Source organism: Brevundimonas sp. TWP2-3-4b1, from assembly GCF_049897665.1.
GTDB classification, from domain to species: Bacteria; Pseudomonadota; Alphaproteobacteria; order Caulobacterales; family Caulobacteraceae; genus Brevundimonas; species Brevundimonas subvibrioides_B.
The window spans coordinates 19754-32017 of the sequence record NZ_JAFCWQ010000016.1 but is presented as its reverse complement, the minus strand read 5'-3'; the positions used below and the strand labels follow the sequence as shown (position 1 = coordinate 32017).

Sequence of the window (12264 nt, the reverse complement as noted above, 5' to 3'; positions counted from 1 at the left end):
TCCGCGAGGAAAGAGCGCCATGACCCGTCTGTTGACCGCCGCGGTGACCGCCGCCACCCTGCTTGGAGCGGCCCCCGCCTGGGCCTGTATGCCGCCGCCGCCGAACGCCTCTTACGAGACCTCCGTCGCGCGCGCAGTCTTCGTGGGCCGGGTCGTGTCGATCGAACAGACACCGCCCGAGGCCTGTATCGCCGCCGCACGGGCGCGGGCGAACGACCATCTACAGGGCGATCCCGGCGAGCGCGGCTGCGAGGCTTTCGGTTTCGCAACCCTGGAGCCTGCGTGGATCATCAAGGGCGAGGACATCGTGACCGGCCCGTTCCGCGTCGCCTGGAACCGCACCCCCTTCTGCGCGGTCGGCTGGACGCCCGAAGTCGGCGCCCTGGCCGTCGCCATGGTCCCCGAGGATGCCGCCGCCTTGCGCGAAGGCACGACTGCCGTCGTCGAAGGCATCCAGCAGGGCGACCTGTTGTTCCAGATCATCATCGAGCTGGTCGAAGAGATTCAGCCCTGACGTTTCCGAGTATTGGCCACGCATGACCCAGACCCTGAAGACCAAAGTCCTGATCATCGGCGCGGGCACCGGCGGCTATGTCGCGGGCATCCGCTGCGGCCAGCTGGGGCTGGACACCGTCCTGGTCGACGGCGGCGACGGGCTGGGCGGCACCTGCCTGAACGTCGGCTGCATTCCGTCCAAGGCGATCATCCACGCGGCCTCGAAGTTCGAGACCGTGTCGAAGGCCGCCGGCGAAGGCACCCTGGGCATCACGGCGTCGGAGCCGGCCATCGATCTGTCGAAGACCGTCGCCTGGAAGGACGGGATCGTCCGTAAGCTGAACAACGGCGTCGCGGCCCTGCTGAAGAAGGCGAAGGTCAAGGTCATCAAGGGCTGGGCGACCTTCGAGGACGCCAAGACCTGCCGCGTCGAGACCGCCGACGGCCCGATCACGATCACGGCCGAGCACGTCATCCTGGCGACGGGGTCCGAGCCCGTCGAACTGCCCTTCCTGCCGTTCGGCGGCGACGTCATCTCCTCGACCGAGGCCCTGTCGCTGGACGCCGTGCCGGGCAAGCTGGTCGTGGTCGGCGGCGGCTATATCGGGCTGGAACTGGGCATCGCCTATCGCAAGCTGGGTGCCCAGGTCGCCATCGTCGAGATGGCCGAGCGCATCCTGCCGCTCTACGACAAGGCCCTGACCGACCCGGTCATGAAGTGGCTGACCGACCACGGCGTCGAAATGCACCTCGGCGCCCGCGCCGGCGGGTTCGGGGACGGGAAGCTGTCGATCACGACGAAGGACGGCGAGCCGCTGTCGCTCGACGCGGACAAGGTGCTGGTCACCGTTGGTCGTCGGCCGCGCACCAAGGGCTGGGGGCTGGAAAACATGGGTGTCGCCATGGCCGGGCCGTTCGTGAAGACCGACGACCGCTGCGCCACCTCCATGAGGAACGTCTGGGCCGTCGGCGACCTGACCGGCGAACCCATGCTGGCCCACAAGGGCTCGGCCCAGGGCGAGGTCGTCGCCGAGATCATCGCGGGCCACGACAGGCGCTTCGACCCCGTCACCATCGCCGCCGTCTGTTTCACCGAGCCGGAGATCGTGTCGGCGGGCCTCGGGCCGCTCGATGTCGCAGGACGCGACGACGTGATCACCGCTGTCTTCCCGCTGGCCGCCATCGGCCGGGCGCTCGCCATCGAGGCGGCCGAGGACGGCGGCTTCGTGCGCGTGCTGGCGTCAAAGGACGACCACCGCCTGCTCGGCGTCCAGGCCGTCGGCCAGCACGTCGCCGAACTGTCCAACAGCTTCGCCCAGATGCTGGAGATGGGTGCCGTGCTGGAGGATGTCGCGGGTATTATCCACGTCCACCCGACCCTCAGCGAGGCCTTCCACGAGGCGAGCCTGAGGGCGCTGGGCCACGCGATCCACATCTGACCCGTTGCCCCCTCCTATGGGACCAGTGCGTTATTCGCTGTCTGGGATTCCCTGTCCTTGACGGAGGATTTGCGCTGTCGGTGAAGCGGACGGGGCAGTTGGATTTCGGCGAAGTCGGTCTGGCACCTCGGGGCGGCCCCCTCGGAAAGGCACAGACACGCCTGGAGACCCAGGGCAGGTCAGGCCTTGACCGACGCCCCGCCCGAAGCCAGCTCGGGCATCCCCGTCGGAGCGAAATCCAGAGCCTTCTCCAGCTCGGCCATGTCCTTGTCGGCCGCCTTCCAGTCGTCCTTGTCCGGCGATTTCGGATTGGCCCGGTCGGCCTTGATCTTCTCGCGCGCCTCCTTGAGCTCGCCGAGCGCCATCTTCACCTGCTGGAAGAAGCCCTGGTCGACCATGGCCGCGCCGTACACGGCTTCGGCCCGGTCCGCCTTCTCGTCGCGCCCGTCGGCGATCTCGAAGGCGGCGGCATAGGCGGCCTGGGCCCGCTTCATCTCCGCATCGACCCCCGGAGCCTCGACCTCGGCATCCTTCGGTTCCGGGGGCAGCCCCTTCAGCGCCGCGTCGGCGACCTCACGGGCGTCCTTCGCGTCCCGGCGCATCATCGCCATCTCGCCGTCGGTCACGTTCCTGCCGCCGGCCTCGACATAGTCCTTCACCGCCGATTTCAGCTCCTTGGCCAGCTCGGCGGTCATCTTCAGCCCCGCCCTGGGGTCGATCTTGACCATCAGCATCAGGGCGTCGCGGCGTTCACGCACGGCCTGGACCTTTTTGGCCGCCATCTCCTTCTTCATCGACTTCTGCGCGTCGCGCATGTCCGAGAGAGACGGCAGGCCGAAGCCCGGCGACGCCTCCTGGGACGCTTTCGCCGGCCCCGGCAACGGAGTTCGCCAGAACGGCAGCGGCTGGGTCGCCGAGGTCGTCAGCGAGATCATTCTGATCTCTCCTTCTGTGTTCTCGATCATCCTGGACCACGACCGCTTTCGATCCGCTTAAGCGGCCCGCCTGTAAATCGCCGCTCTCTTGGGCTATGGGCCGCCCTCAAGACGCGCGCGATCGCGTCGCACGCGTCCGCGCCCCTACTTAGAAATCCCCGATGAAGTTTCTCGACCAGGCCAAGATCTACATTCGTTCCGGCAACGGCGGCGCGGGCTCCGTCTCGTTCCGGCGCGAGAAATTCATCCCCAACGGCGGACCCGACGGCGGCGACGGCGGCAATGGCGGCAACGTCTGGGTCGAGGCCGTCGAGGGGCTCAACACCCTGATCGACTACCGCTACCAGCAGCATTTCAAGGCCCCGACCGGCACCCACGGCATGGGTCGCCAGATGCACGGCGCCCGGGGCGAGGACGTGGTGCTCAAGGTCCCCGTCGGCACCCAGGTGCTGGGCGAGGACAAGGAAACCGTCGTGCTCGACATGGTCGAGGTCGGCCAGAAGGAGCTGCTGCTCTCCGGCGGCAACGGCGGCTGGGGCAATGTCCGCTTCAAGGGCCCGCAGAACCAGGCCCCGCGCCACGCCAACCCCGGCCAGGAAGGCCAGGAGATGTGGATCTGGCTGCGGCTGAAGCTGATCGCCGACATCGGTCTGGCGGGCCTGCCCAACGCCGGCAAGTCGACCTTCCTCGCCGCCGCCTCGGCCGCCCGGCCCAAGATCGCCGACTATCCGTTCACGACCCTGGCCCCCAACCTCGGCATGGTCGACCTGTCGCCCGGCGAACGGTTCGTCATTGCCGACATCCCCGGCCTGATCGAGGGCGCCTCGGAAGGCGCCGGCCTCGGCACCCGCTTCCTGGGTCACGTCGAACGCTCCGCCTCCCTGATCCACCTGATCGACGGCACCCAGGACGATGTGGCCGAGGCCTATCGCATCATCCGCGGCGAGCTCGACGCCTATGGCGAAGGCCTCGGCGACAAGCAGGAGATACTGGCCCTCAACAAGATCGACGCCCTGACCCCCGAGGCGCGCGAGGAGAAAGCCGCCGAGCTGGAGGCCGTCGCCGGCCGCCGCCCGATGCTGGTCTCCGGCGTGTCGGGCGAAGGGGTGCCCGAACTGCTCCGCGCCGCCTGGGCCGAGGTCCGCAAGACGCGCGGCGAGATCGACGAAGAGGGCGACGAGATCGAGGTCTTCGCCGACGGCTGGAAGCCGTAGAGAGCCTTTGCCTCCCACCTGGGGCAGGGCGGCTGAGCGCAGCGAAGTCGGGTGGAGGCGACTGAGCCGCATGTCCACGGTCCGGGTCTGGCTCGCGCGCCCCGACGCGGGCGTCATCGGCGACACGCTCAACAAGACCGGCGGCTGAACGGGACAAGCGCGCCGACGTCGTGTTAGCTGCGCTTTCGTTTGCTCATCCGTGAGCATAAGTCCGACGCGAGCCCGCCCGCCTTGTCCTTCTTCCATGCCGGTCCCGCGCCCCAGGCGAGCGGCCCCCGTTCGGGGGCTCTGAGGGACGGCCTGGGCCTGGCCGCCGGGATGAAGGTCGGCCTCTTCGGCGGCTCCTTCAATCCGGCCCACGACGGCCACGCCCATGTGGCGGAGACGTCGCTTCAGCGCCTCGACCTCGATCGGGTGATCTGGCTGGTTTCGCCTCAGAACCCCCTCAAGGACACGCGCCACACCGCGCCCCTGGCCGACCGGATGGCCTCGGCCGAGAGCGTTGCACGAGGCCCTGATATGGTGGTCTCCGACTTCGAGACCCGCATCGGCACGACCTCGACCGTCGACACCCTGCGCGCCCTGAAACACCGTCATCCGGGCGTGCATTTCGTCTGGCTGATGGGCTCGGACAATCTGGAGAATTTCCACCGCTGGCGCGGCTGGACCGACATCATGCGGATGATGCCCGTGGCCGTCATCGCCCGCCCCGGCAGCCTGCTGGAAAGCCGCGCCGCCCCCGCCGCCCGCCGCTTCGCCGGCCATCGGGTGTCGTCCAACGAGGCGCGCCTGTTGCCCATGATGAGCGCCCCGGCCTGGACCTATCTGACCGCGCCGTTGAACCCCAGTTCGTCCACCGCTCTGCGTGCCCAGAAATCGCCTTGAGGGCTTAAGGTGACCTTTCGGGCCATCCATGCTAGAGAGCCTCTTTAGTGAACCCGCCCGGAGCCTTCCGCTGACCCCCTCGCCCGCGCACGACGCGCAAGAAGACGCCGTTTCGAACACGGCCCATGAGATGGAGCCGATCGAGCCCATCCACTCAGAAGACGGGGCCGAAGACGGTCACGACGAAGACCTCTCCGACGATTCCGCCGAAGACTTCCCGCTGTTCAGCGCGGACGACGGCGGCGGCGACGCCTCGAACTTCGACCGTCAGGGCGTCGTCCCGACCGGCACGACCCCGCTTGAGATCGCCTTGCTGACCAAGCTCGACGACGACAAGGCCCAGGACATCGTCCTCATCGACCTGAGGGGCAAGTCGCCCATGGCCGACAGCATGATCGTGGCCTCGGGCCGGTCGCACCGCCACGTCGGCGCGCTCGCCGACCACCTTCTGCGCACGCTGAAGGAACAGGGTCTGGGCCGCGCCAAGGTCGAGGGCCTGCCGCACTGCGACTGGGTTCTGATCGATGCCGGCGACCTCATCGTCCACCTGTTCCGGCCCGAAGTGCGGATGTTCTACAACATCGAAAAGATCTGGGCCGTCGACAGCGCCCACCGCACCGCCAACGCGTAAGCATCCTCCGGGATGAAGCTGGCCATCGCCGCCATCGGCAAGCCGGGTCGCGGGCCCGAGGCGACGCTCGCCTCGGACTATGCGGCCCGGGCGACGGCGGCCGGCAGGGTGCTGGGTCTCGGCCCGCTTGATCTGATCGACCTCGAACCGCGCAAGACCGGCAAGGCGCCGGAAGCCGAACTGCTGTTGGCGGCGGCCGACGGCGCGCACCTGATCGCCTGCGACGAACACGGCAAGACGTATTCCAGCCGCGCCTTCGCCGACCATATTGCGACCCTGCGCGACCGGGGCGAGCGGCGGCTGGTCTTCGTCATCGGCGGGGCGGACGGGCTGGACGCCGGCGTGCTCGCCGCCGCCGGATCGACCCTGGCCTTCGGACCCCAGACCTGGCCGCACGCCCTCGCCCGCGCAATGCTGGCCGAACAGCTCTATCGTGCGGTGACGATCCTGGCCGGATCACCCTATCATCGGGACTGATGAACCGCGCTGCCGTCCTTTCTGTCCTGATCGCCCTGTCCGGCCTGCCCGCTGCAGCCTCGGTCCAGGACGACCTCGAACAGCTTCAGGCCCAGTACCGCGACGAACAGGTGCGCGCGCGGCGCCTGCGCGCCGACGCCCGCGACGCCCAGACCGAGATCACCGCCCTCGACCGCGAACTGGCGACCCTGCGCAGCGACCAGACCGCCGATGACATGCAGTTGTCCGCCCAGCGCCAGCGGCTGCGCGACCTGGGCCGGCGCGAGGCCGCCATCGTCGCCGAACTGGCCCAGGCCCGCGACGGTCAGGGCCGGCTCCTGTCCGCCCTGCAGATGATGAGCCGCAAGCCGCCGCCGCCGTTGCTGATCCCCGCCGACCGCGCCGTCGACACCGTCCGCGCCGCCATCCTGATGAAGGCCATGGCCCCGGAGATGCAGCGCCGCGCCGCCGCCTTCGCCACGCGTCAGGCCGAGGTCGTCCGCATCCGCCGTCTCGCCGTCCTGTCCAGCGAACGACTCCTGACCACCGAAAGCGCCCAGGGCGACCGCCGCGCCGAGATCGAGGACCTGTCCGGCCGCCGCGCCGCCCTGCTGGCCGTGCTGCGCGCCGACGCCGCCCTGGCCGAGCGCGCCGCAGCCGCCCTGGAGACCCGGATCCGAAACCTCGGCGGCCGCCCCGCGACGGTCACCGACGCGCCCACGCCGTCCACCCGCCTGCCCGGCGGTCGCGCTCGCCTCACCGCGCCGGTCAGCGGCGCGCCTCTGGCGACGTCGGGACAGGGCCTGCGCTGGGCCGCTCCCGCCGCTGCGGTCGCCTCCCCCGCCGCAGGCCGAGTCGATCATGCAGGCCCGCTCAGCGGCTGGGGCGAGGTGGTCATCCTGGATCTCGGCGGCGGCTGGCGCGCCGTCATCGCCGGCCTCGACACCCTCTCCGTCGAGACAGGCGAGCGGGTGGCGGACGGCCAAGGTCTGGGCTCGACCGCGCGCGGCGGCGAGGTCTATTTCGAACTGCGCCGGGAGGATCGGGCCGTGGATCCCGCGCCGTATCTTTGACGGGAGATCTTAGGTCCCGACCTGGCGAAACCGCTTCCCAAGCCGACATGACGCTGATTTTATCCACTGAACGCGGGACCGCCACGATTTGGTCGTGTGGTCCTAGGCCCTAAGCTCTACTTACCAAGCCCTCTGCTGCTCCGGCGGCTCCGAAAGAGACCGAATGCGTAAACTGCTCATCGTCGGCGCCGCCGTCGCGGCCCTTGGCCTCAGCGGCGTGACCGTCGCCAGCCAGACGCCACGCAACGAAACCTTCCGTATGCTGCAGCTGTTCGGCGACGTGCTGGCGGTGGTGGAACAGGCCTACGTCGTTCCGGTCGACAACAAGAAGCTGATCGAGGCGGCCCTGGCGGGCATGATGACCGCGCTCGACCCGCACTCCAACTATCTGCCGCCGCAGGGGTTCGAGGACCTGCAGGAGCGGACCTCGGGCGAATATTCGGGCGTCGGCCTGACGATCACGGCCGAGGGCGGCCTGGTCAAGGTCATCTCGCCGATGGACGGCAGCCCCGCCGCCCGCGCCGGTGTCCAGGCCGGCGACATCATCTCGGCCATCGAGGGCCAGAACGCCTCGGGCCTGACCGTGACCCAGGTGTCGGAGAAACTGCGCGGCGCCATGGGCACCTCGGTCTCTGTCACCTTCCTGCGCGACGGCGAAGAGCCGCTCGAGGTGACCCTGGTGCGTGAGGTCATCAAGGTCGAATCGGTCACCAGCCGCATGGAGGGCGAGTTCGGCTATCTGCGCATCTCGACCTTCAACGAAAACACCGGCCGCGAGCTGACCGAGGCGATCGAGAAGATCCGGCGCGACAACCCGGCGGTGAAGGGCTTCGTGCTCGACCTGCGCAACAACGGCGGCGGCCTGCTGACGGCGGCCATCGACGTCTCCGACGCCTTCCTCGAACGCGGCGAGATCGTCAGCCAGCGCGGTCGCAAACCCGAGCAGATCGAACGCTACGCCGCCCGCCCGGGCGACCTGACCGGCGGCCTGCCTCTGGTGGTGCTGATCAACTACGGCTCCGCCTCGGCGTCCGAGATCGTCGCCGGCGCCCTGAAGGATCAGGAGCGGGCCACGCTGGTCGGCCTGACCAGCTTCGGCAAGGGGTCGGTCCAGACCGTCATCCCGCTGGGCGGCGGCCGCGACGGGGCCCTGTCGATCACGACGGCGCGCTACTACACCCCGTCCGGCGCCTCGATCCAGAAGATCGGCATCGAGCCCGACCTTGAGGTCGCCCGCACCGAGGCCGAGGCCCGGATCGTGTCCCGCTCAAGCTTCATCTACTCCGAGGCCGCCTATGCGACCGCGCTGGACGCCTCCATCGGCGCCGAGCGCAAGGGCGCTCACACCCCGCGCGAGGCGCCGGGCGAGGACTATGACAAGGACGCCGACTACCAGCTCCAGCGGGCGCTCGACGTCCTGCGCGCCGGCGGCGACCTGACCCGGCTCGCCGCCGCCCCGGAAGGCATCGTGACCAGCGACGGAACCGTGCAGGTCGCCGCGATCGACACGACCGAAGAAGAGTAGGTCGGCGAAGTCTCCTCCCCGTGCGCGCTTGCGCATGGGGAGGTGGCGGCGAGCCCTTGCGAGCTGACGGAGGGGTTCTTGCCGCCGCAGATCGCGCCCGTTTTAAGAACCCCTCCGTCACGGCGCTGAAGAAGCGCCGCGCCACCTCCCCACGCCTGCGGCGTGGGGAGGAGAACATGGCTAACAGCCCGTTAGGCTTTCTTAACCGCCGCCTGTTCATAGTCGTGCGCGATGATCGCCGTCCGGAATCCGTCCGGCCGCCAGATTGCAGAGCGTACTTCGTCCATGTTCGCCAAGCGTCAGTCCGCCCTCGCCGCCACGGCCGGCGCCCCGCCAACGGGGCGGCTGCCGAAGCTCGACCTCAAGTCCGCCCTCGCCGTCTTCAGGAAGCCGCCGGTCGCCGTCGGCGCGGCCGGTCTTCTTCTGATGGGCACGGTGGCCCTGTTTCTGACCGTTCTCGGCGACCCCCGCGCCGGAACACCGACCGCCCGCGTGGCACTCAAGCGCGAGGCCCCGGTCGCGGCGCCGGCGCCCACCGGCCTTGAAGCCTTCTCCATGGGCGGGTTCGCCGCCTGGCAGGGTCTGGGCGCGGACCCCGCTCTCGATCCGACCGGCGCGGCCGGCGGCGACGCCCTGATCACCCTGCCGGACGGCGCGACTGTCGCCGGCGGCTCGGCCATCGCCGCGCCCCGGATCGCCCCCTCGCCGCTGCCGGCGGCCCCCATCGCCGGTCTCAGCCAGCCCGGTCCGCAAGGCGCGCTCCCTGTCATCGCCACCGACGGCCGCGTCCCGGCGCAGGCCTATGCCCGACCCTTCCAGCCCAACGGCAAACCGCGCGTCGCCCTGATCGTCGGCGGCCTCGGCCTCAACGCCGTCACGACCCGCGCCGCCATCGAACGCCTGCCCCCGGAGGTGACCCTCAGCTTCGTCCCCTACACCCAGGGACTGCAGGGCTGGATCGACCTGGCCCGCGCCCAGGGCCATGAGGTCATGATCGAGATCCCGATGGAGCCGACCGGCTATCCGAACAACGATCCGGGCCCCTACACCCTGCTGGCCAACGCCACGCCCAACGATGTCGAGGCCAGGATGGCCTGGCTGCTGGGTCGGGCGACCGGCTATTTCGGCGTCACCAACTATCTGGGCGACCGGTTCATCACCTCGGACACGGGCATGGCGGCCTTCCTCGGGACCCTGCGCCAGCGCGGCGTCGCCTTCCTTGACGACGGCTCGGCCCGCCGCAGGCCCGGCGCCTGGGCTCGCGCCAGCGCCGACGCGATCATCGACGAGACCCAGACCCCGGCCGCCATCATCGGCCGCCTGAATGCGCTCGAGGCCGCCGCCAAGTCGCGCGGCGCGGCTCTGGGGACTGGCTTTGCCTATCCGGTCACGGTCGAGGCCGCTGCCCGCTGGACCGCCGGTCTGGACGCCCGCGGCCTGCAACTGGCGCCGGCGTCGTCGATGACGCAGCGGCCGGGGCGGTAGACTTCAAGGTCGGTGTATCGCTGCAGAGGCGGTGACCCCGGGGCTTTGGGCGCACGGCTGGCTCTGCTCGCGCTTTGAGGCTAATCCCCCCCACCCTGCCTCACAACAGAACTGGGTCCCCGCCCAAGCGGGGATGCACGGATATGAATAGCGATCTCCACCCCACCCACCGCCCCAACGTCGGCGTCGTCCTGTTCAACCAGCACGGCAAGGTCTGGTTCGGCCACCGTGCCGGACAGGAGGGAGCGCACGCCTGGCAGTTCCCGCAGGGCGGCGTCGACAAGGGCGAGGACATCGAGGCGGCCGCCCGGCGCGAGCTGGAGGAGGAGACCGGCGTCGTCTCCACCGACCTGATCGGTCGCACCGAGGGCTGGATCGTCTACGACTTCCCCGAGGCCCTGAAGGCGCAACACAAACTCAAGGGCAAGAAGCCGTGGCACGGCCAGAAACAGGTCTGGTTCGCCTTCCGCTTCACCGGCGACGAGGCCGAAATCCGCCTCGACCAGCACAACGAGATCGAGTTCGACGCCTGGCGCTGGGGCGACCTGTCGGAAGCCTGCGACCTGATCGTGCCGTTCAAACGGCAGGCCTACGAACAGGTGGTCGCGGCCTTCTCGAAGTTCGCCGCCTGAATTCCTCTCTCACCGGCGCACCCCGGCGATGAGCGACGCGCGGCGCGATATCCCGGCCGTCGGCATCCATGATCTGAACCCCGGCCTTCGCCGGGGTGCACGGAAATCAGGGACAGGTCGCTCGCATGACACGCCGGGCGCTCGCGGGAAAGCGCGCCAGCTTTCCAGCTGGCCGGATCGGGCGCGGCACGAAATTTCCCCCGCAGTTGGGACAGACGCCGTTCAGCGGACCTGCCACGCACGCCGCACAGAAGGTGCATTCGAAGGTGCAGATGCGCGCATCCGGACTCTCCGGCGGCAAATCCCGGTCGCAGCATTCGCAGTTGGGTCGAAGCTCCAGCATCCGCACCTCCTCATGAGCGTCAGTGCGACGAACCGCCGGGCGCCAGGCGGAAGATGACCAGGCCGGCCACGACAAGCAAGGCCGCGACCACGCGCAGCACCGTCAGGCACTCGCCGAGCAGCACTACGCCGACGATGAAGGCCCCGACCGCGCCGATCCCGGTCCAGATCACATAGGCCGTGCCCATCGGCAGGGACTTCATCGCCATGGACAGCAGCGCGAAGCTGACGGCCATGAAGCCGAGCGTGAACAGGCTGGGCCACAGCCGGGTGAAGCCCTCGGACTGTTTCATGAAATAGGCCCAGACGATCTCGAACAGGCCGGCGATGAGAAGATAGACCCAGGCCATTGGATACGGCCCTCCTTTCGAAAGGCCGGGCCGTCCCGGGCTTGGCCCGAGGCCCAGCGGCGTCGGGGCGAGGGCGTTGCCTCGTCTTGCCGCCGATATCTAGGGCCGTTTTAGCCCCGATCAAGCCGATTGGTCAGGTTGGCGAGATTGGCGTCGGCGCCTGATCAGTTTGGCGACGGACATTGGCGACCGTCATGCCGCTCGCGGACCGAACAGGATCACACCTGCCCCGACCAGACAGATCCCCGCCCCGAGCATGTCCCAGCGATCGGGCGCCCGATGCTCGACCAGCCACAGCCACAGCAGCGACGCGGCGATATAGACCCCGCCATAGGCCGCATAGGCCCGCCCCGCCGCATCGGTCTCGACCCGCGTCAGGAGCCAGGCGAACAGGGCCAGGGCGGCCATGCCGGGGATCGCCACAGCGGCGAACGCTCCAGCCTCAGCCAGGCCCAGAACGCAAAACAGCCGGCGATTTCCGCGCCGGCTGCCAGCAGATAGATGAGCGCCGTCATGACGGCGCGCGGACCCTAGGCCGCCGCGACCTCAGTCGCCGCCTCGGCCAGGATGGTCAGGCCGGCGGGGGTCACGTCGGCGAAGCCGCCCTTGACCTCGAAGGTGCGCTTCGAGGCGCCGTCGAACACAACGACCGGGCCTTCGCGCAGGGCGGTCATGAAGGGGGCGTGGTCGGCGAGGACGCCGAAGTCGCCCTCGACGCCCGGCGCATCGACCTGATCGACGAGGCCCGCGAAGACCTCGCGCTCAGGCGAAACCAGAGAGAAAGAAAGCTTCCCGGCCATGC

At 69.3% G+C, this 12264-nt stretch carries 14 protein-coding genes and 1 pseudogene; 10 read left to right on the top strand and 5 right to left on the bottom strand.

All coding sequences use genetic code 11. The annotated features are described in order from the left end of the window. Window positions 1-19: 19 nt before the first annotated feature. Together ACP7A5_RS12390 and lpdA are read left to right on the top strand one after the other, a co-directional pair. Window positions 20-514 (top strand): hypothetical protein, encoded by a 495-nt coding sequence (locus ACP7A5_RS12390; protein ID WP_426042205.1) that lies wholly within the window; start codon window positions 20-22, stop codon window positions 512-514. Window positions 515-536: 22 nt separating this feature from the next. Further along, on the top strand, window positions 537-1934 hold the full coding sequence (gene lpdA / locus ACP7A5_RS12385) for a dihydrolipoyl dehydrogenase (RefSeq protein ID WP_426042204.1): 1398 nt from the start codon (window positions 537-539) through the stop codon (window positions 1932-1934). 179 nt (window positions 1935-2113) lie between these two features. Here lpdA and ACP7A5_RS12380 read toward each other — a convergent pair whose 3' ends face one another. Beyond that, on the bottom strand, window positions 2114-2869 hold the full coding sequence (locus ACP7A5_RS12380) for a hypothetical protein (protein WP_426042203.1): 756 nt from the start codon (window positions 2867-2869) through the stop codon (window positions 2114-2116). A 161-nt stretch (window positions 2870-3030) separates the two neighbouring features. Between ACP7A5_RS12380 and obgE the strand changes: the two genes are divergently transcribed. The 8 genes from obgE (at window position 3031) to ACP7A5_RS12340 (ending at window position 10770) form a co-directional block, all read left to right on the top strand. Further along, window positions 3031-4083, top strand: coding sequence for a GTPase ObgE (gene obgE / locus ACP7A5_RS12375; RefSeq protein ID WP_303697096.1), 1053 nt, complete (start codon window positions 3031-3033; stop codon window positions 4081-4083). Window positions 4084-4314: 231 nt separating this feature from the next. After that, a complete protein-coding gene (locus ACP7A5_RS12370; RefSeq protein WP_426042202.1) occupies window positions 4315-4968 on the top strand; it encodes a nicotinate-nucleotide adenylyltransferase in 654 nt (217 codons plus the stop codon). A gap of 130 nt (window positions 4969-5098) precedes the next feature. Then, window positions 5099-5599, top strand: coding sequence for a ribosome silencing factor (gene rsfS / locus ACP7A5_RS12365; RefSeq protein ID WP_426042246.1), 501 nt, complete (start codon window positions 5099-5101; stop codon window positions 5597-5599). A 12-nt stretch (window positions 5600-5611) separates the two neighbouring features. Then, a complete protein-coding gene (gene rlmH / locus ACP7A5_RS12360) occupies window positions 5612-6076 on the top strand; it encodes a 23S rRNA (pseudouridine(1915)-N(3))-methyltransferase RlmH (RefSeq protein ID WP_426042201.1) in 465 nt (154 codons plus the stop codon). Then, window positions 6076-7128 carry a murein hydrolase activator EnvC family protein gene (locus tag ACP7A5_RS12355; protein ID WP_426042200.1) on the top strand — a complete coding sequence of 351 codons (1053 nt, stop codon included), beginning with the start codon at window positions 6076-6078 and terminating at the stop codon, window positions 7126-7128. The genes rlmH and ACP7A5_RS12355 overlap by 1 nt, the downstream gene beginning before the upstream one ends. A gap of 163 nt (window positions 7129-7291) precedes the next feature. Further along, a complete protein-coding gene (locus ACP7A5_RS12350; RefSeq protein ID WP_426042199.1) occupies window positions 7292-8653 on the top strand; it encodes a S41 family peptidase in 1362 nt (453 codons plus the stop codon). 285 nt (window positions 8654-8938) lie between these two features. After that, entirely contained in the window at window positions 8939-10138 is a 1200-nt protein-coding gene (locus ACP7A5_RS12345) for a divergent polysaccharide deacetylase family protein (protein ID WP_426042245.1), read from the top strand. A gap of 143 nt (window positions 10139-10281) precedes the next feature. Then, window positions 10282-10770 (top strand): RNA pyrophosphohydrolase, encoded by a 489-nt coding sequence (locus ACP7A5_RS12340; protein ID WP_426042198.1) that lies wholly within the window; start codon window positions 10282-10284, stop codon window positions 10768-10770. Window positions 10771-10876: 106 nt separating this feature from the next. Here the strand turns inward: ACP7A5_RS12340 and ACP7A5_RS12335 are convergent, their stop codons facing one another. The 4 genes and pseudogenes from ACP7A5_RS12335 to ACP7A5_RS12320 form a co-directional block, all read right to left on the bottom strand. After that, window positions 10877-11113, bottom strand: a complete 237-nt coding sequence (locus ACP7A5_RS12335) for a DUF1272 domain-containing protein (RefSeq protein WP_426042197.1) — start codon at window positions 11111-11113, stop codon at window positions 10877-10879. A gap of 19 nt (window positions 11114-11132) precedes the next feature. After that, the gene (locus tag ACP7A5_RS12330; RefSeq protein ID WP_426042244.1) at window positions 11133-11519 is read right to left on the bottom strand and encodes a DMT family transporter; all 387 of its coding nucleotides are present in this window, start codon (window positions 11517-11519) and stop codon (window positions 11133-11135) included. 135 nt (window positions 11520-11654) lie between these two features. After that, a pseudogene (locus tag ACP7A5_RS12325) lies at window positions 11655-11977 on the bottom strand (YnfA family protein). A gap of 15 nt (window positions 11978-11992) precedes the next feature. Next, window positions 11993-12262 (bottom strand): ATP synthase F1 subunit epsilon, encoded by a 270-nt coding sequence (locus ACP7A5_RS12320; protein ID WP_426042196.1) that lies wholly within the window; start codon window positions 12260-12262, stop codon window positions 11993-11995. Between the last annotated feature and the right edge of the window lie 2 nt (window positions 12263-12264).

Coding starts and splice junctions, on each gene's coding strand:
- ACP7A5_RS12320 (WP_426042196.1), bottom strand. CDS start 12,262: ATGGCCGGGAAGCTTTCTTTCTCTCTGGTTTCGCCTGAGCGCGAGGTC.
- ACP7A5_RS12335 (WP_426042197.1), bottom strand. CDS start 11,113: ATGCTGGAGCTTCGACCCAACTGCGAATGCTGCGACCGGGATTTGCCG.
- ACP7A5_RS12380 (WP_426042203.1), bottom strand. CDS start 2,869: ATGATCTCGCTGACGACCTCGGCGACCCAGCCGCTGCCGTTCTGGCGA.
- ACP7A5_RS12350 (WP_426042199.1), top strand. CDS start 7,292: ATGCGTAAACTGCTCATCGTCGGCGCCGCCGTCGCGGCCCTTGGCCTC.
- ACP7A5_RS12390 (WP_426042205.1), top strand. CDS start 20: ATGACCCGTCTGTTGACCGCCGCGGTGACCGCCGCCACCCTGCTTGGA.
- rsfS (WP_426042246.1), top strand. CDS start 5,099: ATGGAGCCGATCGAGCCCATCCACTCAGAAGACGGGGCCGAAGACGGT.
- ACP7A5_RS12355 (WP_426042200.1), top strand. CDS start 6,076: ATGAACCGCGCTGCCGTCCTTTCTGTCCTGATCGCCCTGTCCGGCCTG.
- lpdA (WP_426042204.1), top strand. CDS start 537: ATGACCCAGACCCTGAAGACCAAAGTCCTGATCATCGGCGCGGGCACC.
- obgE (WP_303697096.1), top strand. CDS start 3,031: ATGAAGTTTCTCGACCAGGCCAAGATCTACATTCGTTCCGGCAACGGC.
- ACP7A5_RS12340 (WP_426042198.1), top strand. CDS start 10,282: ATGAATAGCGATCTCCACCCCACCCACCGCCCCAACGTCGGCGTCGTC.
- ACP7A5_RS12345 (WP_426042245.1), top strand. CDS start 8,939: ATGTTCGCCAAGCGTCAGTCCGCCCTCGCCGCCACGGCCGGCGCCCCG.
- rlmH (WP_426042201.1), top strand. CDS start 5,612: ATGAAGCTGGCCATCGCCGCCATCGGCAAGCCGGGTCGCGGGCCCGAG.